At 44.7% G+C, this 19346-nt stretch carries 15 protein-coding genes; 3 read left to right on the forward strand and 12 right to left on the reverse strand.

What is annotated here, in order from left to right:
• Positions 1–12 precede the first annotated feature (12 nt).
• The 3 genes from ACLWBB_RS09935 to ACLWBB_RS09945 form a co-directional block, all read right to left on the reverse strand.
• The gene (locus tag ACLWBB_RS09935) at positions 13–849 is read right to left on the reverse strand and encodes a hypothetical protein (protein ID WP_413291488.1); all 837 of its coding nucleotides are present in this window, start codon (positions 847–849) and stop codon (positions 13–15) included.
• A complete protein-coding gene (locus ACLWBB_RS09940) occupies positions 846–1592 on the reverse strand; it encodes a TIGR02147 family protein (RefSeq protein WP_413291489.1) in 747 nt (248 codons plus the stop codon). Before ACLWBB_RS09940 ends, ACLWBB_RS09935 begins: the two co-directional genes overlap by 4 nt.
• 142 nt (positions 1593–1734) lie before the next feature.
• Positions 1735–2418 (reverse strand): hypothetical protein, encoded by a 684-nt coding sequence (locus ACLWBB_RS09945; RefSeq protein ID WP_413291490.1) that lies wholly within the window; start codon positions 2416–2418, stop codon positions 1735–1737.
• Between the two features lie 149 nt (positions 2419–2567).
• Between ACLWBB_RS09945 and ACLWBB_RS09950 the strand changes: the two genes are divergently transcribed.
• A complete protein-coding gene (locus ACLWBB_RS09950; RefSeq protein WP_413291491.1) occupies positions 2568–2837 on the forward strand; it encodes a hypothetical protein in 270 nt (89 codons plus the stop codon).
• A 12-nt stretch (positions 2838–2849) separates the two neighbouring features.
• Positions 2850–7262 carry a hypothetical protein gene (locus ACLWBB_RS09955; protein WP_413291492.1) on the forward strand — a complete coding sequence of 1471 codons (4413 nt, stop codon included), beginning with the start codon at positions 2850–2852 and terminating at the stop codon, positions 7260–7262.
• Between the two features lie 70 nt (positions 7263–7332).
• Here the strand turns inward: ACLWBB_RS09955 and ACLWBB_RS09960 are convergent, their stop codons facing one another.
• On the reverse strand, positions 7333–8013 hold the full coding sequence (locus ACLWBB_RS09960; RefSeq protein ID WP_413291493.1) for a hypothetical protein: 681 nt from the start codon (positions 8011–8013) through the stop codon (positions 7333–7335).
• A gap of 419 nt (positions 8014–8432) precedes the next feature.
• Here ACLWBB_RS09960 and ACLWBB_RS09965 point away from each other — a divergent pair, with 419 nt between their 5' ends.
• A complete protein-coding gene (locus tag ACLWBB_RS09965) occupies positions 8433–9284 on the forward strand; it encodes a poly(3-hydroxybutyrate) depolymerase (protein WP_413291494.1) in 852 nt (283 codons plus the stop codon).
• Between the two features lie 14 nt (positions 9285–9298).
• On the opposite strand, the gene ACLWBB_RS09970 is transcribed toward ACLWBB_RS09965, so the two are convergent.
• The 8 genes from ACLWBB_RS09970 to ACLWBB_RS10005 form a co-directional block, all read right to left on the reverse strand.
• Positions 9299–10903 carry a hypothetical protein gene (locus ACLWBB_RS09970; protein ID WP_413291495.1) on the reverse strand — a complete coding sequence of 535 codons (1605 nt, stop codon included), beginning with the start codon at positions 10901–10903 and terminating at the stop codon, positions 9299–9301.
• Position 10904: 1 nt separating this feature from the next.
• Positions 10905–12356: a hypothetical protein gene (locus ACLWBB_RS09975; protein ID WP_413291496.1), complete on the reverse strand. Its 1452-nt coding sequence runs from the start codon at positions 12354–12356 to the stop codon at positions 10905–10907.
• Between the two features lie 19 nt (positions 12357–12375).
• Complete coding sequence (locus ACLWBB_RS09980) at positions 12376–13059, reverse strand: hypothetical protein (protein ID WP_413291497.1); 684 nt, start codon at positions 13057–13059, stop codon at positions 12376–12378.
• Complete coding sequence (locus tag ACLWBB_RS09985) at positions 13056–15407, reverse strand: hypothetical protein (RefSeq protein WP_413291498.1); 2352 nt, start codon at positions 15405–15407, stop codon at positions 13056–13058. Before ACLWBB_RS09985 ends, ACLWBB_RS09980 begins: the two co-directional genes overlap by 4 nt.
• A gap of 127 nt (positions 15408–15534) precedes the next feature.
• Positions 15535–16014, reverse strand: a complete 480-nt coding sequence (locus tag ACLWBB_RS09990) for a hypothetical protein (protein ID WP_413291499.1) — start codon at positions 16012–16014, stop codon at positions 15535–15537.
• Between the two features lie 16 nt (positions 16015–16030).
• Positions 16031–17200 (reverse strand): PQQ-binding-like beta-propeller repeat protein, encoded by a 1170-nt coding sequence (locus ACLWBB_RS09995; protein WP_413291500.1) that lies wholly within the window; start codon positions 17198–17200, stop codon positions 16031–16033.
• Positions 17201–17214: 14 nt separating this feature from the next.
• Positions 17215–18027, reverse strand: a complete 813-nt coding sequence (locus ACLWBB_RS10000) for a tetratricopeptide repeat protein (RefSeq protein WP_413291501.1) — start codon at positions 18025–18027, stop codon at positions 17215–17217.
• Between the two features lie 148 nt (positions 18028–18175).
• Positions 18176–19291 carry a Glu/Leu/Phe/Val dehydrogenase dimerization domain-containing protein gene (locus tag ACLWBB_RS10005; protein WP_413291502.1) on the reverse strand — a complete coding sequence of 372 codons (1116 nt, stop codon included), beginning with the start codon at positions 19289–19291 and terminating at the stop codon, positions 18176–18178.
• Positions 19292–19346: the final 55 nt, after the last annotated feature.

Raw genomic sequence — 19346 nt, forward strand, 5'->3', positions numbered from 1 at the left:
TAAAAATTAAAATTAAGGTCTCAATAAAAACACAAACTCGATGCCGCCTAAAAGCAGCTTCCCGGAAGAGGCGCACGCCCCCTCTTGAGGGCCGAGACAACGCCCCCATTCAGGCTCATAAGTCAGTTGTGAGATGTTTGTGCCATTTGTATCAAAGATCGCAAGTTGAAAGCGATGGAAGGTTCCCCGAGCATTTGACGATGGGGGAGCCGTCCCTGCGCTTTTTGCTACCACGACTTTGCGATAGTCATCACCGCAATCGCCCGTGGTTTCAGCGACCAGAACTTCTTCCGTTTTCTGAAGATCAAACTTTAAACCCTCGATTTTACAGCTGCCGCTTGAGTAAATCATATTCATGCTGATGTAATTCACTGGGTTTAGCGGATTCCACCAAATTGCCGGGTTGTAGTTTTTAAGATCTAAGAGTGCTACCAAAGGTCCTGAAACTTTGTATTGTTCATCACTGACGCGCATAATGCCTAGGTACTCGTGAAGTACGAAAGTATAACGAGCAATGGTGTTGCTTTCAGAACGACGAGTTCTCCAGATGCTGCGATTAAGTACGATGAGTTTTTGATCTGGATCGTTGACCGCTTCGACTTCGCGGCCTTTATAAATCAACTGATCTTCTGTACGTACCGTCGTTGTTTCGATTGCACCGATCAACAGCGCAAGATTCACATCGCGCAACTCTGTCGAAGGCAAAGTTTTAAGGCGTAGTACCAGGTCCTTTGCCGTCATTACGAATTCTGCGGCGTAGGAATCTCCGGCGTTACCGTGATCCCAGCCTTCGACTGCAAAGGCTGGAGTCACAAAGAGAAATTGAATCAGAACTAAAATCTTCTTCATTTAGGATTCTCCTGAGTGAGTGGAAAAAGTTGTACGTTGAGGCGGTAAACCGAGTCGCGATCGCCAGCTTCCAAGAAAGCAGACAAACGGCGACGGAAGTCCTGGATTAAGTTTTTAGCCTCGGTCAGTTTTTTAGAGTTAATCGCCATAGTAATTCCCGTGATATCACGGCTTTGCACAGAATCCTTCTCGAGGGACTCTAAGGCGCGTTCAATGTGTTGGCGATGAGCTGCGCGTAAACGTGTATTCGGAATATTGGTCGGGGTGGACATGTTCTTGCCTGTGAGTTTCCAGGACGTATCACTCTTTTGGATAAGGCCTAGCTTCTCCATACGGTAAAGAGCTTCCATCGCAACGCCCATAGGAATATTCAGACGTTTTGCGATCGACTTCGTGTCTGACTTTGTTTTTGAAAGTTCCAGGACCGACAGGATTGCGAAATGCTCCCAAGAACCCACGACCTCGGCACTGGCCATATCAAACTCTGCATAGTCGATTTTTTGCGCGGCATCTTGGCCACCAATCGTGCCCATCAATAACAATTGCATCTGAAGCGGATCTTCGATTTCAAGGCGATCAATGAGCTTCATTGCCATCTTAGATGTCAACGGGCGCTTCCCGCGGAGGATCGCCGACAAAGTCGAAGAATCCAGATCCAGCGAGTTTGCGAAGGCACGCAAAGAATATTTAGGATTCTTGCGGCTTCGTTCAGCAAAGATTTTTTGTAAATGCTCAATCAACATGAGCGGGTTTTAACACTAGGCTTCCAATAACAGCCAGTAATTTTGCCGCAAAGTGCGGCAAAACTGCCGCACTGAAAGTCTTACATACAAAAAAACCCCGAGTTCGGGGCTTTTTGAAGAAAAAATGTGAGAATACTACGGGTTACAGTTTTAATCTCGGGCATTTTCTAGAGAGGAAACTCTTGAGTTGAGCATCCGTGTGCTTAAAGTCGACGTCGCCGTCAGCGCTGTATTTGAACACATCCCCGTTTACGACTGTGCACGCGTTGTTTTGAGCGTCACGGAAAGTGATACGTCTTTTAGGATTTTGGCTTGGGCTTTGGCCGGCCTGATAACCAATGTCCAAATAGAGGCCGTTGTTTTTAGTGATTTCAACTCCGCCTTTATTTGTGCGAGTCACATCGTAATCCATTGTGAACGTTGTGTCTGAAATGCTCACTAGGATGGCTTTTTCTGTGTTGAAGACAAAAACCTTTCCACTTGGAGTTTGCACACTCAAACGTTTTGCAGATGGATCATAAGAGTATGTCACAGTGTCATTCAGACGAGGAAACATGAAGAACTCGCGAGCGCCAGTGTCTTCGTTGTCTGGACCATTGCCAAGAGAGTTAAAAATCATAAAGAGACCGGTCGAATCAAATAGGAAACTTCTGTAAGTCATCCCATTTGGACTTCTTGGAGAAACAGTCACCATACAGTCGTGTCCCGGAATGGACTGGATCATGGTGTTGTCGAGCGCTTCATACTTGTCTAAGCAAGAACTTGGAGCTGCTGATACTTGAGTAGAGACACCTAGAAGCAAAATCAATGCTGCGAACAATTTCATAGAACCCCCTCTATGTTTCAATTCTAGACATTGGGACCGGGGACTAGTCAATGCTCCATTTGTTTTTAGGGTACGTTTCTCGTCTTATTTTGGACCTAACAGGCTGATTTGCTGAAGGTTTTGCCGAAAAACGCCGAAATAGAGAGTGTATGTCGAATATCTGCAAATGGGTGATTCTATTGTTAATTGTCGTAAACGTGGCTGCGTGTGGAGACGCCAAGCCTCAGGTGGATTTTTTGATCAATCCAAGCCTGGGTCTTAACACTCCACCAGGATCCGCAAGCTCCACGAATTTATCACCCACGGAAGTAGTGACTGACGGAGTTTATAAAATCAAAGGCCGCGTAAGTTCCATTGAAGGACAAAGCCAATTAAGCGGTGGCAGTTACAAAATCAAAGGAAAGATTTCCTTTCAATAGGGAGAGACAGGGATGAGCTTACAAAAACACTGTACGTATCTTCTGAGTCTTGTAATGGGGGTGGCACTTGCAGCTAGTACGGCGCATGCAGCTCCAGATAGTTTTGTCTATGAAGGTGTTCTTGAAGACACTTCGGGCCCTATTACAACTTCTGCAACTCTCGTCCTAAAAATCTACGATCCAGCTCAAGGTTGTCTTCTTTACGAAGAAGGACAAATTGTTACCCCAGCTACTGATGGTTCTTTCAGTATTCGTGTGGGTTCTGCTATTGCAAACATCAAAAGAACTGCAAATGACCCAGGTCTTACCATGGGCAGTGTTTTTGCGTCCTCTGGAACTATTCGTGGCACCGGAACTGCCAACTGTACGGCAGGTTATGTAGCGACAAGCTCTGAGAGTCGTCGATTGGTGATCAACGTCAATGGCTCTGATCTAACACCAGCGATTGAACTTTCATCAGCTCCGTTTGCGATCAACGCAGGCAATGCTGATAAAGTCGGAAACTACGACAGTTCTAAAATTCTTCGCACCGATGGGACTGCAAGCATTGCAGCGCTGAACGATGCGAAGGTGACGATCTTGCAAAACTTATTGAATGGTACCCTAAGCTCAAGCCCTATTAGTTCGGGCGAGGCTGCAAGCAAAGGTTATGTGGATGGCATTGCATCCAACATGTTGCCACTGACAACAACTTTTGCGGGGGATGTGTCTGGTAACTACAACACGCTTTCTGTAAATGCGATTAAAGGAAAAGCTGTCGATGACACGGGGATTGCAAGCGGTAAGGTTTTAAAATACGACGGCGCCAAATGGGTGATGGGTGCTGATAATGTCGGCTCTTCACTGACTTTGGGTGATGGTAAAATCTTTGTCGGTAATGCCAGTGGCGCTACCGAGGTCTCAGTAAGCGGGGATGCAAATCTCTCTAACACGGGCGCATTAACTCTGGCTTCAACGATCACAGCTGGTGGTCCAGTTGGAACTTCTGGTTATGTACCTGTTATTACCTACGATGCTAAAGGTCGTTTGACGGCGGTCTCCTCAGCTGCGGTGAATGATGCATCAAAGCTCCCACTTGCTGGTGGCATGATGTCTGGCGCAATCGATATGAATTCGCAGGCGATTAGTAACGCGGGTGATATTTCAATGTCTGCGAACAAGTACTTCAAACTTTCTAACAACGGGACAAGCGGATCTGTGGCCGGTCAAATGTGGTTTGATGGCTCGAATATCAAATTCCACGATGGCACTTTAGTAAGAACTCTTGGTGTGGCGGGTGCCGGTATAACTAGCCTCAATGGCTTGACTTCTAGTACTCAGACTTTTGGAATTGGTACCTCAGGCGATGCGCCATCATTTAGCTCTGTGAGCGATGGTCATACCTTGAATATCCCAATGGCTAGTGCCTCCGGCACGGTCACTGCCGGTCTTATTAGTAACGCTGATTACGTTGCAATGACGGCAAAACAAACTAGCTCATTAGCTGATTCTAGCATCTGGATTGGTAATAATTCCGGCAAAGCTCAAGCGCGCGCAATGTCGGGCGATGCAACGATTTCTAATACGGGTGTTTTGACTGTTAATAAAACTCAAACAGCTGAAGCAAGTAAGATTTTGCAGTTAAATGCACTCGGCGTTGCGAATACCGGGGGCATGTTTGCGAGCGCGGCGGACGGTACGCCTTATACTTCCTCCTCTGGGTCAAACAAGACGCCCACCAGTGCTACACATGTCACTGTTGAAAATTATCAAGGTTTGAATGGTGGCGCATCTTACTACAGAATGATCGCCACTAATTCAGTTGGCAATGATCAGCACGCCTATATCGGAACTGTATCGAGTTCAGGGGCAGCGGCGTGGGCTCCATCCATGGTCTTTGGTCACAGTACGGCAAGCACTGCATACACAGAAGCAATGCGCATTCAAAATAGCAACGTAGGTATCGGTACAACCACACCTGCGACGAAACTCGATGTTTCTGGTGTGACACGCTCGACGGGCTTTGATGTGAACCCAACATATGGCGGTAATCAGCTTTCCATCAGAGCACCAGCAAGCTTTGCAAACTATACTTTAACTTTGCCAACAACCCCGGGAACTCCGAGTCAGGTTTTACAAACTGATGGCGCCGGATTTCTTTCGTGGGTAACTCCAGCAGCTGGTGGTATGAGCTCTGCATTAGCTCCTACAAAATTTTGGGTGGGTAATGCATCAGGGGGCGCTGAAGCCTTCGCTTTAAGTGGTGACATCAATACGGTAAGTAATACTGGTGCGGTGACAATCAAAAAGACCACTGTTGGCTCTGTTGATACGATTCTTTCGCTAGATGGTTCAGGATATGCAACAGCTCAAGGTTTCGTTGCAAAAGGCGTTGGCACAGTCACGATGTTGCCACCTTCAGGTGCTGCAAACTATCAGCTTCGGTTACCTTCGGCAGCTCCGGCAACCGATCAAATTATGAAATCTGATGGCTCGGGAAATTTGACTTGGGTGAATATGGCCACAGGTAGTGTCACATCTATTTCGGGGGCTTATCCAATAGCGACAAGTGGATCGGTTTCAAGTCCTACTATTTCTTTGTCAAACCCATCAAGTGGATTTCCGTTTTACAAATGGGACGGTTCTGCTTGGCTTGACACTCATTTGAATGTCACAGACCTTCGCAGCAGTGCGGGTGGTTTTGGTCCTCAGTTCCCAACAGGTTGTACGAATCAGCAAACAATGGTTTGGGTTTCAATTGCTGATGCTTATCAGTGCCAAGACATCAAGATCGCCGACATGGTGAAAATGACGACGGCAGTAATGATATTCTATGTCACTCCAACTGGTGACGATGCCACCTGTAACGGCCAATTCAATCAGCCATCTGGAATGGCGCCAAACTGCGCGGCAAGAACTCTGCAAGGGGCTCTTGATAAAGTTCCTGACATCATTAAACACAATGTCACGATCTATGTAGAATCTCTAGGTTTGCCGGGATCGAATCAAACTATGGCGATGATCAACAAAGCGGTCGCTGCAACGGATCCTGTCATGGGCCCTTTCCTTAAAATTGAAGGTATGGGCGGCACTTACAAAACGCTTTATGGTAACGGCTATACTGGGTCCGTGGGACTTGTTGTTGGACCATTAAGCCGTGGTGTTTATTTGAAAAACCTCAACATCGATGGGTTTCGCGAAGAAGGCTTAAGCGTCAATGGCGGTCTTGTATTGCTTGAAAACATTTCTATGAATGACAACGCGACTGCAATCCGCGCCAGTGGCGGAGCACAAGTCGTGCATCAAGGACCAAGTGCATTGCAAATTTCTGTTGCAAACTTGGGTGGCTCTGACGGCAGCCGCGGGATTGAAATCTTCCAAGCGTCGATGCATACCGAATCAGGACTAAATATCAATATTGGAAGCTCGCTAAACAATCGCGGTATCAGCATTAGTCAAGGGGAGTTGGGCCTTGAAGGCGGGATGTCTGACATCATTTCTTTCGCAAGTAATTACTTAACGGGTATTGAGATTTCGCCTGGCGGAAATCTGTATATCGAGAATTCACACACGTTAAGAGTGAATATGGGTAATAACTCAAATGCTTCTGCAATTAATGTTCGTGGTGGATCTCTTACTTCCAGCGGATATTTGGAGCTTATGAATATTTCTGGCCAAGGTTTGATCTGTGAGAGCGGCGCAAAGTGCCTTCTTTACGGAAGCTTCAGAGCAAACTCAGGCGCAGGTCGTCCGTATGTAGCGGTGCGCGGCAACTCGTACATGCAATCTCAAGGTTATTTTGAGATCGGTGGACCTGAAGGTTCAGGCTCTGCAGGTCTAGAGATCACTGATAATTCGATTTTTAAATTCAATCCGTTCTCGGTCTCGCAAACGTTCTCGATGACGGGAAATTCTGGCAACGTTGGTAACGTAGCTATTCGTCTTAAAAATGGCAGCCGATTCATCTTTGAAGGCGGCATGAATAATCCAACATTAGATATTGCGAACTATCAAAAGCTCTTTGAAGCTTCTGGAAATAGCTCGTTCACCGTTGAAGGCAATACGGGTGGTGTTTCTGCGGTTCCTGGCGAAGCTTATGTCGATGAGACTAGTACTTCGAAATCGCAAACTAACATTCCAGTCCCAGTGCCATTCAGAGCATGTACTGGTGGTTTGGTCCCAGTGGGTAAAGGCCCTGGAGCTTTCTGTATCGATAGTTCAAGTATGGGAGTTAATACTTACACTGGAGCCATGAACATCTGTAATGATAGAGGCCTTAAACTTTGTAGCAAAGTTCAGTATGCGCAATTCTGTGCTTCTGGAAATACCGTGAGTGGTCTGCATTGGACTATCGGCATGGAAGACATGAGTTGTAACAACTCAAGCGTCAGTGTTACGAACGACACAGGCTTTAATACGAACTATCAGTTTAGATGTTGCCTGTAATTCGTAGTTTGAAAGGCATAAAAAAAGCCCGTTCTAAAGACGGGCTTTTTTATTTAAACGGGTAGTGTGACTACTCGCCTAGTTTCTTAAAGTAATAACACATGTACATAACATCACCAGGATTTAAGCGTCCCATATCAGCATATTTTTGCGGAAAAGCTGCGGTCCATTTTTCGATGATATAGTTTTGGTAAGTCTTAAACTCATGACGTTCGTCAGGGTTACCATTAGTTTCCCAATCATTAGTGTATGAAAGCGTCGGATAATCTACGTAATTAGAAAGATGTTTTAACAGTGGACTTACAAGTCTTTCAAATTGTGATTTGTTATCTGCGAACTTGTCGTCATTATCAAAGTAATCCGCTGGAAGAGCGTTATTCATAATCATAAGACCGTTAATTTTTGCAGGATTTCTCTCTACAAAGCCAGGTCCTGCATCGTCAGAAGCTTCTTCTTGATAGTACCCAAACATTGCACCAATCGGCTGATTCTGAGCATTGCGTTTAAAACAACGGCCGGCATGGAAACCTTTAATCTCTGCAAAGGTCACAGATTCGCCAGCTTTATACCAACTTAAAATGGTATTAAATCTTGTGTCGCTAGATGCAGAAATATCCTGGGTTTCGGAAGCATTTAAAACCTCTGTTTGAGATTGGCTAAAAATAGATTCCAAATTGAATGCCGAAATACCATCAGAAGCCTGGGCAAATGCACCTGATAAAGTCATAGCAAATACTAGAAGCGATTTCATAGATGATCCTTTCTGTGAATCACAAAGCTAACCACAGACTTTTGTAGGAAAAGGAGAAACATTCAATAGATTGCGCCTGGTATAAACCATGTATTTGAACCCCAAAAGGCTGAGGTTTCACATTAATGAACTCTTTAAAGAGTGGGTTTATACGTACAGAATAGCGGAAAGGCCCTAGAATCATATCTTCTGATAAGTTATATTATGTAACATTAGGTATGTGGTTGATACTTTGGTCTATATACAGGAATATACCCTGAAATTGCATATTTGGGGGTCTTGTGCACCTTATATTAGCCTGTTTTAGCTTCGTTATTTCAATGTCTTTAGGGCTTAGTGCACATTCAACGGAAAAGCTCCCATATCTGAACCTGGATAAGGACTCTGTGACAGTTTCAGGGATTTCTTCAGGGGCTTTTATGGCCGTTCAATTAGGCGTCGCTTTTTCGAGTCAAATTAAAGGTATCGCGGCCATCGCTGGTGGCATCTATGGATGTTCTGGTGGAATCCCTGCGCTTGCTATCAATATCTGCATGAAAAACCCCGCAGTTATTGAGCCTCAGCAATTCGCTGATTTGACTCAAGCTGCTTACGGTAAAAAACTTATCGACGACCCTGCTAATCTAGCCCAACAGCGGGTGTTTATTTTAAATGGAACCGATGACGAAACGGTTTTACCAATCGCAGGGCGAAAACTTGAAGAGTTTTATCAAAAGTTTCATGCAACTCCCCGTACGGAATTTGGATTGGAAATGGGACATGGTTTTCCGTCAAATAAGGGGAAAAATAAGTGCTCAGAAAGTGCGGCGCCTTGGTTGAATCATTGCGATTATCACGGCGCTAAAGAGATTCTCGAGACTTTCTATGGACCTTTAAAGGCGGCCTCTGAAGAATCAAACTCAGAAAATTTGCTGGTCATGGATCAAATCGAGTTTGCAAATCCATTGGCTTTGATGGCAACTCAAGGACATATTTATATTCCTAAAACTTGTCGTGCAAAAGGATCTCATTGTCGCCTTCACATTGCACTTCATGGGTGTCGTCAGAGTCCTTCAGCAGTTGGCGACGCGTTTGTTTGGGGCTCTGGTTATAATGAGTGGGCTGATAGAAATAAAATTGTGGTTTTATACCCAGCCGCCCGTGTGAGTTTGATGAATCCAAACGGATGTTGGGATTGGTTTGGATATACGGGTAATGATTATGCCTTTCGATCTAGCAGGCAAATGACTGCGATCATGAATATGGTCCAGCACTTAACAAGAATGCCCTAGAGCTAAAAGAAGAGTTATTTTGGAGCCCCCAGGCTCATCCATTTACGGACTAATTCACGGGACCTAGTATCTAACAAGCCTGATTGAGGCATCGGCGCGCCAGCATCATTCATTCGATCCACGATCTTGCTAACCCTAGCCTTTGCGGCGTCATAATTTGATAAATCCAAGCCTCCGCGTTGATCTATGGAATTATGGCAGGTCAAACATTGCGATCTAAAGACCCCTAAATCTGTGGTGCCTGTTAATTGAGTATATGTCACAGAGGCTGGAATATTCACAACTGGAGCCGTCGTATTGTTTGAAGAACAAATTAAATTCGCGGTTTTTGCGATGGCGTTCAGATCATTAAATTTAAAACTCAATTTATCGGTCGCCAAAATCGAATTAAAGACCATGATCTGCGAGTTGTTCTGATTCATCAGAGTTATTTTTGTCGTATCACAGATATTGCCATCTAAAATGCTGTAAACCGTGGCCTCGGCACGCAAATTAGCATTCACAAGGATCGACATACCCTTAATGGAATACGCCGTATTAGTAACAGCCTGGCTCATTTTGAATGATGGCTTTCGAACCACGATATAATTATCCAAGACTTGAGTATAGCCGGTGATGCGGGTGACATTGACGACTTTTCCTGGCGCTTCGGTAATAGCAAAAGTCTTTTTAACAGGGGTCACCTCGTGGCCTCTGTAAATCTCAGCAGAGAATTCCAAATAAGGCTCGTCCCCGACTTTTTCTGGAGTGTAAATCCCCGATCTTAAATTGAACTTTTTCTCGACCGAACGAGAAAGCTCAGCAACTTCGGGAACCTTCGTTGTGGCGTTGGTGACCACACGTTGATAAGGATTTAATGTGAATTTTTGTGTCCCATAGGTTTCAACACGCGTATGTGCAGTTTCTTCCGCCGTTAAAGTCGGGTTCACAAACTTTTTAAGTTGGAAAACTTTCCAGCGATTTGTTTTTTCATCATAAATAATGCGTTGATACGGATTTAATGTGAAAGTTTGAGTCACATATTTGCCAGCTTCAAAATAAGTCGCAGCTTCAGTACGGGTAAAAGCTGTTTCAGCGGCCACCAAAGGTGTTCCTACATCAGCCAAGAAATCCATAGCCAAAGTCGGGGTTGTTAATGATTTTGCAACGACCTCTGGGATTCCTTTACAGGAGTTATACTTAGGCTTCACAAGTTCCATTTGGCGTTTTAAGTCTTCGATGTAAGGGGCGTTCTGAGAGCCTGTAAAGCCAGGTTGATGTGCACTCACCGCTCTGGTGCTAACTTCCTGAGTGCCCGAGAGTTCTTTTTGATAGAAAGCATCCCACGCCATCAGTTTGTTGTCGTGAACAAATGGAGGCGCACCCGGAGTCGATCCATCATGGCAGTTTCCACATCTTTTAACGTCTTTTAAGAATTCATAGTAACCTTGGGGGCGCAGAAACTCATTTAAAAGTTCATCTTCGCAAATATCACCGGTTGAAAAGGCCTCAGAGTTCATATCTAAAGACACTTCTGGAACTTCAAAACCATTGGCATCCATATTAATGCGTCCGCAGTTTTGAAATAAAACGACGCCGGCTAGGCTTAATAAAGATAAAACTAAAATCCCCCGCTTCATCTTATGCCGCCTTCTTTCTCAAGCCAATAACCTCTGAAAGGCGTGCGGTCGTAATAGTGGCAGGTGCGATAGATGCAAACTGCGGAAGCATATCATTCATTGAAAGGTAATTAGCAATCACAGCTGAAGCGACATAGTCAGAGCGATCACCGACTAAAGTGTTTTTATCCACGCTTTGATCAGGAAGATATGCACCCACCTGAGATTTTACACTCTCGATCGTTGCCGTCGGGTGATAAGATAGCAGCAATTGCATAGAAGTCGTTGTGTCGCCGGACCAACCTGAAAGATTTGTATCAGAAATCTCCGAGTAATTAGAGCCATCTGTTGCAACAAACACAAACAATGGTTTTTGCATCACATGAGCAAGTTGAAATATCTGACCAAGGCGTTTTCCGGCTTCAAAGTCTTTTTGATCTGATTGAATCCGACTTAGTGGCGCATGATAATCATAATTACCTAGCACAATAAGACCATGGGAGGCATACCCCATCAAACTGCAATGGCAGATAGATGCAATTGTTTGAGTTTCTACTGTTGGTTTGTTTCCCAGATCAAAAACCGTTGTTGCCGGTGACGATTTAAAAGGATCTACCAAATCTCGACCACTGACATTACCACCGACGATATCTTCAAGCTGCTTTGTAGCCTGAGTAATAGGTCCGCCACTGGCTTGATATTTATCAGAACTCTGTTTTGAAAACTGTTGTTCAGCGATTTTCCCAATTAAATTGGCCATTCTGGATTTTTGCGTTTTTGAAAAGCGCGGTGTGGTATCCGCTGCGCTGACGGCAGACGCATAAACCGCCGTTAAAGATAAAGAGTCTAAAACTTCTTCTCTAGATTTGATCTCGAGACGGCTTACTGGATCGTTTTCATGGAAAGAGCGCAGTGAACCTAAAGAGGTGTTTAGTTGTAAATCTGAAAAGTATTTTCCACGAAGGCCCGCGCTTTCAATCGCTGCTGAAATATCATATTGGGGGCGCAAAGGAACTACACCATTTGTATCGATATTAGTATTGGTACAAAGCACAAGACCTTTGGTACGAGCTGCTGCCGCGGGGCTAAGTACGGATTTAAGTCCTTCTAAAAGGCGAGATCTTTTATCAAATGGAAGTCCCAAATAGTTTTCAATCTCGGGAGCTTTGCCAAGTCCTAATTTATCGTAAGAGGGCAACAGCAACCCGCCTTTGTCTTTGGCAACGATGTTTCCGTGAATGGAAGCTCCGCCGGCAAGATTAAAAGTGATCATAGGAACTTGAGCCATCATCGTTTGAGCATGGGACTCAGAGCTAAATAATGCCTGGGATAAAGTCGCAACCGAGCTTGGAACCAAAAGACGAGAAAACAACGTGATCGCACCCGCCTCAAGAAGCTCACGACGTGTGAACCCAGTTAAAGCTTCAGGATTCGTTTTGTGCTTTTCTATAAACTCTCGTTTTTCCTTCTTCATAATCCCCCACTGTCCTTTTTTATAAGAAGGTCGCTTCAGGTGCCGACAAAACGGTTGTACACATCATAATAGCTAAGTTTGCTGACTCTAGATTTTGGGTCCCAGACGTTTTATTTAAGTTCACGCTATCGGCAGTCTCGGTGATAGACGCTTTAATAAACTCTGAAACTGCAGCGCGCTCTTCAGGTCTTAAAGCCCGACCCCAGATTTGCTCTGCCATGCGATCATAAGTTGCGAGCCACGCAGCCTCTGCAGTCTCTGATGGTGTTTTCTGCAAATCAACACCCGTAAATAAAGTCGAAGTTGCAGCTTTTTTACTTACAAATACCCGGCAAATTTCACCGGCCAAAGAGCTCTGGCTAAGAACACCAACAGAGTTTACTAAAGCGCTGTTGCGGTCCTGTGGCAAAAGTGAACGACGGCGTTTTTGTTCATTCATCACTTCTGTAAAATCTGTACCGGCAAAATCTGCTTTGGACATGTTTAAAAGCGACATGTAACTTTCTGTCGTTTGACGGATATCGATATTTTCACCTTCAATATTGGCTGTTTCTGGGTGACAAGTTGGACTGCAGAACGACGAAAGACTGCTGCTCTCGATTTCGCCAAAAGAGCCTGCGCAGTTATTAAAAAACACTCCGCAAAGACCAATGCCTACGACCAAGATGCCGATAGATTTTATTTTACCAGCGAGACTCATCATTGGCCCTCCGGTAAAATTCCACACTGAGGACTTGCCGCCATCTCGCCAATAAGATCGCGGACTTTATAGCCCAAGCTTTCAAAACGTGCGGACCACAGACTTAAATCAAACGGTTTTTCGCGTAAGTCTTTGTAGCAAATGCTTTTAAAAATCTGTTGAGTCATACAGCTGCTAAACGCGCGCGAATCTGCAAACATTTGCCCAAACTGGCTAAGTCCCCGACCACCAGATTTGTAAGGACCTCTCCAACCATAGCTTTCAGCTGCTAAGTTCACAAACGAGTCATCAGCCATGCGATAACCCTCTTCGAACTTGCCGCTATTCATTTTATTCGCAACGCCCGAATCGAGATCAAAGTTAGATCCCCCAAAATACATGAACTGATTTACCGAAGTTAGATAGCGGATCCAACCTATACGACGGGATACGGAAGCGCTGTTGTTTAGCCCAATATGAACATTTTTAATATGGGCAGATACGGCTTTAATGAAGTCAGCCGGGGCACCGTTGGTCGTGATCTTCTGAATAATCAACTGTCCAATGAAAGACTTATCTTTATTGTATTCAAACTCGCACGTTAGGAATGTGTTGATGTTTGCTGAACTCATACATTTTTCGCCGTAATTTTTAAGATTTGTCGCATCCGTCTTATTGGCTAATATTGCATCCAGCTGAGTTTTAGAAATAACTGCAACCTCAGCCAAAGTCTGAGAGAACGTGTAATTTCCCATTTGTACAAAGTAAGCAAGACTTTGTTCCAAGGGCAGCCAAGCTGCATTTGTATTTGTCGCAGAAAAAACTTTTGTTGCGTCTTTTAGGATCAGGCTTTTAAGTTCTGGATGTTTTGAAAGCTCTGAAAAAACTAGGAAATGCGACCAACCCTTAAGTACACGGTGCACTTCTTTAGCCTTTGGAACTATTGCTACTTGCGCGGCACGAGCGTTTAGTATCGTCGTTTTGTAGGCGGTCTTCTTCCAAACTGGCCAGGTCGCAGGAATTTGCGAATCGATAAACACCAAGAACTGCGCAAGAGGAGTTCCTGCAGTATAGGACGCACTCAATTTGCCAGCAGTGACAGCTGCCAAAACAGTACTCTTATCGCCCGTAAAGGTCTTTGCAAATAGATTGTAAACCTCGGTCAACTCATAGGGTGCAACCAAAGATAGCTGTTCTGTATAGGCCATTTCTTCACGACGCTCGGCGAGTGTAGCTAACTTTCCAGTCATCACTTTGCTAGTCGCAAAGGTATAATCCATCAAATTTGCAGCTCTCATGTTGGTGACATAGACCGCAGTATCTAGCTTCGTAGGAAGCTCGTCTTCAAGAAGTTCGGCGTTGAAGTATTCTCTTAACCAAAGGTCGCGACGAGTTTTATTTTGAGTAGCGTTACTTCCATGCGCCAAGGTGCCCAGACCGATTTGATCCCCGGTGTGTTGTGCATAATCAACCTTTGCAAAAGCTCCGCGCATTCCATCCATAACAGTGTGGCAACTTTTGCAGTTCTGAATATAATTATTATGATTCCCACCCACGAAACGATCGATGTCTTTTCCGACATAAGCATCTGACGCTTGGCTATTACCAATTTCTGCCATTGAGCTACAGAGAAAGTTTTTAACCAAGAACTCGACGGGGCGACGATTGCTGCCGCTAGAATACTGAGTAGATGCAAAACCACGCGTCGTTAGGATTCCTGCAGGATCGGGGTTTGCGGTGTATGTGATAGCCTTTGAATTGATATCTGTCGATTTTTGGGCCACGGAGAGAGCTGCATTACCATTGATGGTCGTGATTAGGCCCGAGTTGTAAGACGTTAGAATCGAAGGTCCTGCAACCTGAATCAGGTCTGTGTGGAGGCTCAACATCCGCGTGTCGCCTTCTAAAAGTGGATTTCCAGCCTGCAGCTGATAGATATTTCCGTAAAGACCTCCCGTCTTAAGGTCATAGTAATAAGCCGACGTTAAAACATTACGGAAATCCAAATTGTCGCGAATAACCCCCGTAATAAGAGCACTCGTATCGTTGAAATCGACATTCACAGATTGTGACTTATTGGAAAGGCGCAAAGCGAAGTTGCGGGCTCTGATGTTTGTGAATGCAGGGTCATTCAAGGCAATAGAAATCGCCATCATCTTTTGGCCACCAGCTAAGTGCTGAGCCATATCGCGAACGCGTACATCATTGGCAGGAACTTTTAATCCTGTGATGCGCTCAAAAAGGCGTTTCGCAATTTGCAATTGATCGGCACGTGACATATTGGCTTCTGCGGCCAAAGCTGGGCGTGCAAAAATGAATATGAAACAGACACACAAAACAGCGCGTACAAGAAGAGTATTTGGTATCCCCATTCCTTTATTATCGTCTATATAGCTCGACGACTAAAGGCGAACGCTCTTAGGCTCTCAGTTTAAGACACTTTGTAAGCGACTATATCTTCGCAGGGTGTGGTTAAGATTTTTTTGACAGAGATTTGACCTAATTATCGAAAGTCCACTCTTTAAAACCATACTTCAGAGCGACTTCGAGGTCTTTGCGGTCAATTTCATAGACATTTGAATTGCCTGTTGGAGCTCCACAAACTTGAATTCTCATCATGCCGTCATTCTTATTGAAGCTAGAATGAACCTTGATGTTTTTAAGGTCTTTTTGCATGTCTGCTAGAGGTGTGGCCTTGCCTTGTCCGCACTGCAAAGATCCATCTGGCTTATAAACTTTAACACGGTCTAATTTGGATGCTGGTTTCACCGCGCCTCCAGTGCTTGCGGTAGCTGCCGCTGGCGTTGTTGCAACTGCAACACTTGTCGCCGGAGCAGTCGCCGTTGTTGTGCCGGCTGCAGTGTTTGTAGTTGCTGTATTGCTTGGATGATTTTGTTGATTCACACATTTGCCAGTGGCACAGCCCAAAAGAACCAGACTTAAAGCACCTGAACAAATCCATTTCATCGTTGTCGTCATCACAAGTCTCCGCAGGTTATTGCAAATATGGGATCCATTGCGGATAAGACCATTTCGCTTCCATAGCGTAAACGTTGGCTTCACCCGAAATGAAATAAATATGATTGTTTTTGTCATCTACCAACGGAGTCGACATGATTCCGCGGCCAGGACTGTAGGAAGAAACTTGTTTGCCAGTATTTGCATCCAAGAACTTCAAAGCACCTTGAGATTCACCAAATACCGCAAGGCCTTTATAGACCTTTGCTTGAGTTGGGACACCTTCAGGAACTTTATAAGACCAAATCTTGTCGCCATTGCCTCTTTGCAAAGCCCAAACTTCACCTGATGTTGTCGAGTAATAAATCTTATCGCCAGAAATCGTAACAGGGTAGTAGCCTCCCCCATCGATTTTCCACTGAATATCACCTTTACCAGCATTAATGCAGTAAAGCTTGTCGTCATAACCAGAGACAAAGATTTGATCGCCATCCACAACAGGGGCGGCATCAATATCACGGAATTTTTTATTTTTATTCAGTGGTAGTTCCCACTGCAGATTCCCCGTCTTAGCATTCAAACTTACTAAGGTCCCGTCACTGAAGCCGACAAAAAGATTTCCGTCTTTCAGTGCAGGTTTAGAGCCACCACGGATCGAGAAATTAGAATTATCCTGACGAGAATACAACCACACCTGGCGACCGGATTCAGCGTCTAGAGCATAGACAACGTTCGCGCCACTGATGAAGTAGACAATGCCATTTGTCGTGTCTAAGAATGGTTCTGAGATGTTTTCAGTGCGTGTTGGGAAGGTCCAGAGAACTTTCCCCGTCTTGGCATTTACAGAGTAGAAACTGCCATCACTTGCGCCAAAGAATAAACGATCATTCACCAGAGCCGCACCCGCCTCAACACCATTTAAGACGTTTAAGCGCCATACTTGATGGCCACCATCGCGGTGATAAGCAACCATGCCGTCCAAAGCATTGGCTTCGATCAATAGGTCGCCAACAATAAGCGGAGTCATGCGATTGATTTTACGGAAACCCAAGTTGTCTTTTTGTGGACCTTGGCGAACCCAAACTTCACGAACCTGGAACTCTCTTTTTTCAGCGGTACGACTTAAAAGGTTCTCAAAGGTCGAGCACCCTGTAAGAAGCGTTGAAGAAAACAATCCGACAACAAAAAAGAGAGAGGATTTTTTCAAAATAGAATCCTTTGTTAGCCCGCGTTTTGTTTTAGTTTCAACAAACGAAGATATTTTTCAGCGTCTTTACCAAGACCCACTTCACCCGCTTGTGGGTTTTTAGGATCTTGAGAGTTTTGGCTAACTTTTTTGTAGAGCTCTTCCGCTTTTGCGAAGTCATTCAACTTTTCGTAGCAGAATGCAGATTTAATACGAAGAGTGTCGTGCAAGAAGCCTGCTTCAGAGCGTGACAAAACTTTACTCCACTGATCAACGGCACCTTTGCAATCGTCTTTCTCAGACAAAACGTTGCCGTACTGAGAAAGTACGATGAAAGAGATCAAATCTTTACCACCACTTTGACCCGCCACTTTTTGCAAAGTTGCTGAGGCATCGTCCGTTTTTTTGTAGTTCATGTAGATTTCGCTTAAGTTCAAAGCCGCCATTTGTGCTGCTTTTGAAGTTGGATGGGAATCCATTACTTGCTTGAATCCAGCAACTTCAGAGCCGTAGTCCTTGTCCATGTCGCCACTAGCTTTCGCTTTTGGTGCTGGTTGGTCTTTCGCATCTTTTACTGGAGGACGAGTTGCATTTCTTTCAGCCTCTTCGAAATCACGCTTTTTATCGAGATAGCTTTTTTCAAATTTGAAGTAAGCTTCTTGCGCCTGAGTTTCTTTTCTTTCAGCCATGTTGCTGAAGATAGAATAGCCAATACCAATCACTGCGAAAGCGATAAGACCTGCGATCAAGGCCTTAGAGTGACTTTGACTCCATTGAAAGCCCTGGTTCAGGGTTTTAAGAACTTGGTCTGGGGATTTTACATCTTCTTTAGAAAGCTTGGTGCTCAAAACGGTATCCTCGTTAAATAGTTAGATTTAGGAGATTATTGAATGATGGCGCGGGTTTATTGTCAAGATAGCATTTAGGACATGACGAAAAAAACCCACATCTCGTAAGAAATGTGGGTTCTGTAAATTCACTCGATTTTGGAGAGAATTAGCGGTTGTACACTTCTCTAAGAGTCGAGAATGCACGGCTGGATTTACCAGGGTGTCTTTGTTTAAGACGACCAATAGTGGTAATACGTTCTTCCGCCAAACGATCCGCTGCCACATGAGTGCCAATATTGTCGCGTTTCGCAATTTCAAACACTTTCATACAGTTGTCGTAAACTTTACGAGTTTTATCAAATGCGCGGTCTGGAGAGTAACCTTCTAGCTCTACGAATACGTTCATCAAACCACCGGCATTGATAACGTAGTCAGGAGTGTAAAGGATGCCCAATTCACGCAATTGGTCACCGTGACGAGCTTCAGCTAGAACGTTATTAGCGCCGCCCGCGATCACTTTTGTTTTAAGTTTAGTGATGGTGTTGTCATTAACAACTGCGCCCAATGCGCAAGGCGCAAAGATATCGCACTCAACAGTCAGGATCGCGTCTGGATTAGAAACCTCACAACCGAACTGGTCGTGCATCATTTTTACGCGGCCTTGATCGATATCAGCAACAACCGTTTTTGCGCCTTCTTCAATCAAGTACTTCACTAGGTTAGAACCCACGTTGCCAAGGCCTTGAACAGCAACTTTCAAACCCTTCAAAGAGTCTGTGCCGAACTTTTCTTTAGCAGCGGCTTTAATACCCATCAAAACGCCGTGCGCCGTGTATGGAGATGGATCGCCAGAACCGCCGAAACCTTTAGGAATACCAGTCACCCATGGAGTTTCCATGAAGATGTGCTCCATGTCAGTCACGTTAGTGCCGACGTCTTCAGCTGTGATGTAACGACCGTTCAAAGAGTTTACGAATTGACCGAAAGCACGGAAAAGACCTTCCGATTTATCTTTCTTAGGGTCACCGATGATAACCGCTTTACCGCCGCCCAAGTTCAAACCTGCAGCAGCTGCTTTGTAAGTCATCCCTTTAGACAAACGAAGAACGTCGACTAAAGCCTCTTCTTCATTCTTATAATTCCACATTCTAGTGCCGCCAAGAGCGGGACCAAGAGAGGTATTGTGGATGGCAATGATCGCCTTCAAACCTACGCTAGGGTCGTGACAGAATACTACTTGTTCATGGTTACCATGTTTTGAAATCAACTCGAAAGTTCCCAAAAGAATCTCCTTTGTAGGTCTTGAACCTGTCTTAAAGATTTCGTGATGATTATGA

The organism is Bdellovibrio sp. HCB337 (genome assembly GCF_047302465.1).
GTDB lineage: Bacteria > Bdellovibrionota > Bdellovibrionia > Bdellovibrionales > Bdellovibrionaceae > JACMRP01.

Bases quoted from the DNA above. Each gene is read 5' to 3' on its own strand.
- ACLWBB_RS09940 (WP_413291489.1), bottom strand. From the start codon at position 1,592: ATGTTGATTGAGCATTTACAAAAAATCTTTGCTGAACGAAGCCGCAAG.
- ACLWBB_RS09965 (WP_413291494.1), top strand. From the start codon at position 8,433: ATGGCCGTTCAATTAGGCGTCGCTTTTTCGAGTCAAATTAAAGGTATC.
- ACLWBB_RS09935 (WP_413291488.1), bottom strand. From the start codon at position 849: ATGAAGAAGATTTTAGTTCTGATTCAATTTCTCTTTGTGACTCCAGCC.
- ACLWBB_RS09980 (WP_413291497.1), bottom strand. From the start codon at position 13,059: ATGATGAGTCTCGCTGGTAAAATAAAATCTATCGGCATCTTGGTCGTA.
- ACLWBB_RS09975 (WP_413291496.1), bottom strand. From the start codon at position 12,356: ATGAAGAAGGAAAAACGAGAGTTTATAGAAAAGCACAAAACGAATCCT.
- ACLWBB_RS09960 (WP_413291493.1), bottom strand. From the start codon at position 8,013: ATGAAATCGCTTCTAGTATTTGCTATGACTTTATCAGGTGCATTTGCC.
- ACLWBB_RS09990 (WP_413291499.1), bottom strand. From the start codon at position 16,014: ATGACGACAACGATGAAATGGATTTGTTCAGGTGCTTTAAGTCTGGTT.
- ACLWBB_RS09985 (WP_413291498.1), bottom strand. From the start codon at position 15,407: ATGGGGATACCAAATACTCTTCTTGTACGCGCTGTTTTGTGTGTCTGT.
- ACLWBB_RS09955 (WP_413291492.1), top strand. From the start codon at position 2,850: ATGAGCTTACAAAAACACTGTACGTATCTTCTGAGTCTTGTAATGGGG.
- ACLWBB_RS09970 (WP_413291495.1), bottom strand. From the start codon at position 10,903: ATGAAGCGGGGGATTTTAGTTTTATCTTTATTAAGCCTAGCCGGCGTC.
- ACLWBB_RS09945 (WP_413291490.1), bottom strand. From the start codon at position 2,418: ATGAAATTGTTCGCAGCATTGATTTTGCTTCTAGGTGTCTCTACTCAA.
- ACLWBB_RS09950 (WP_413291491.1), top strand. From the start codon at position 2,568: ATGTCGAATATCTGCAAATGGGTGATTCTATTGTTAATTGTCGTAAAC.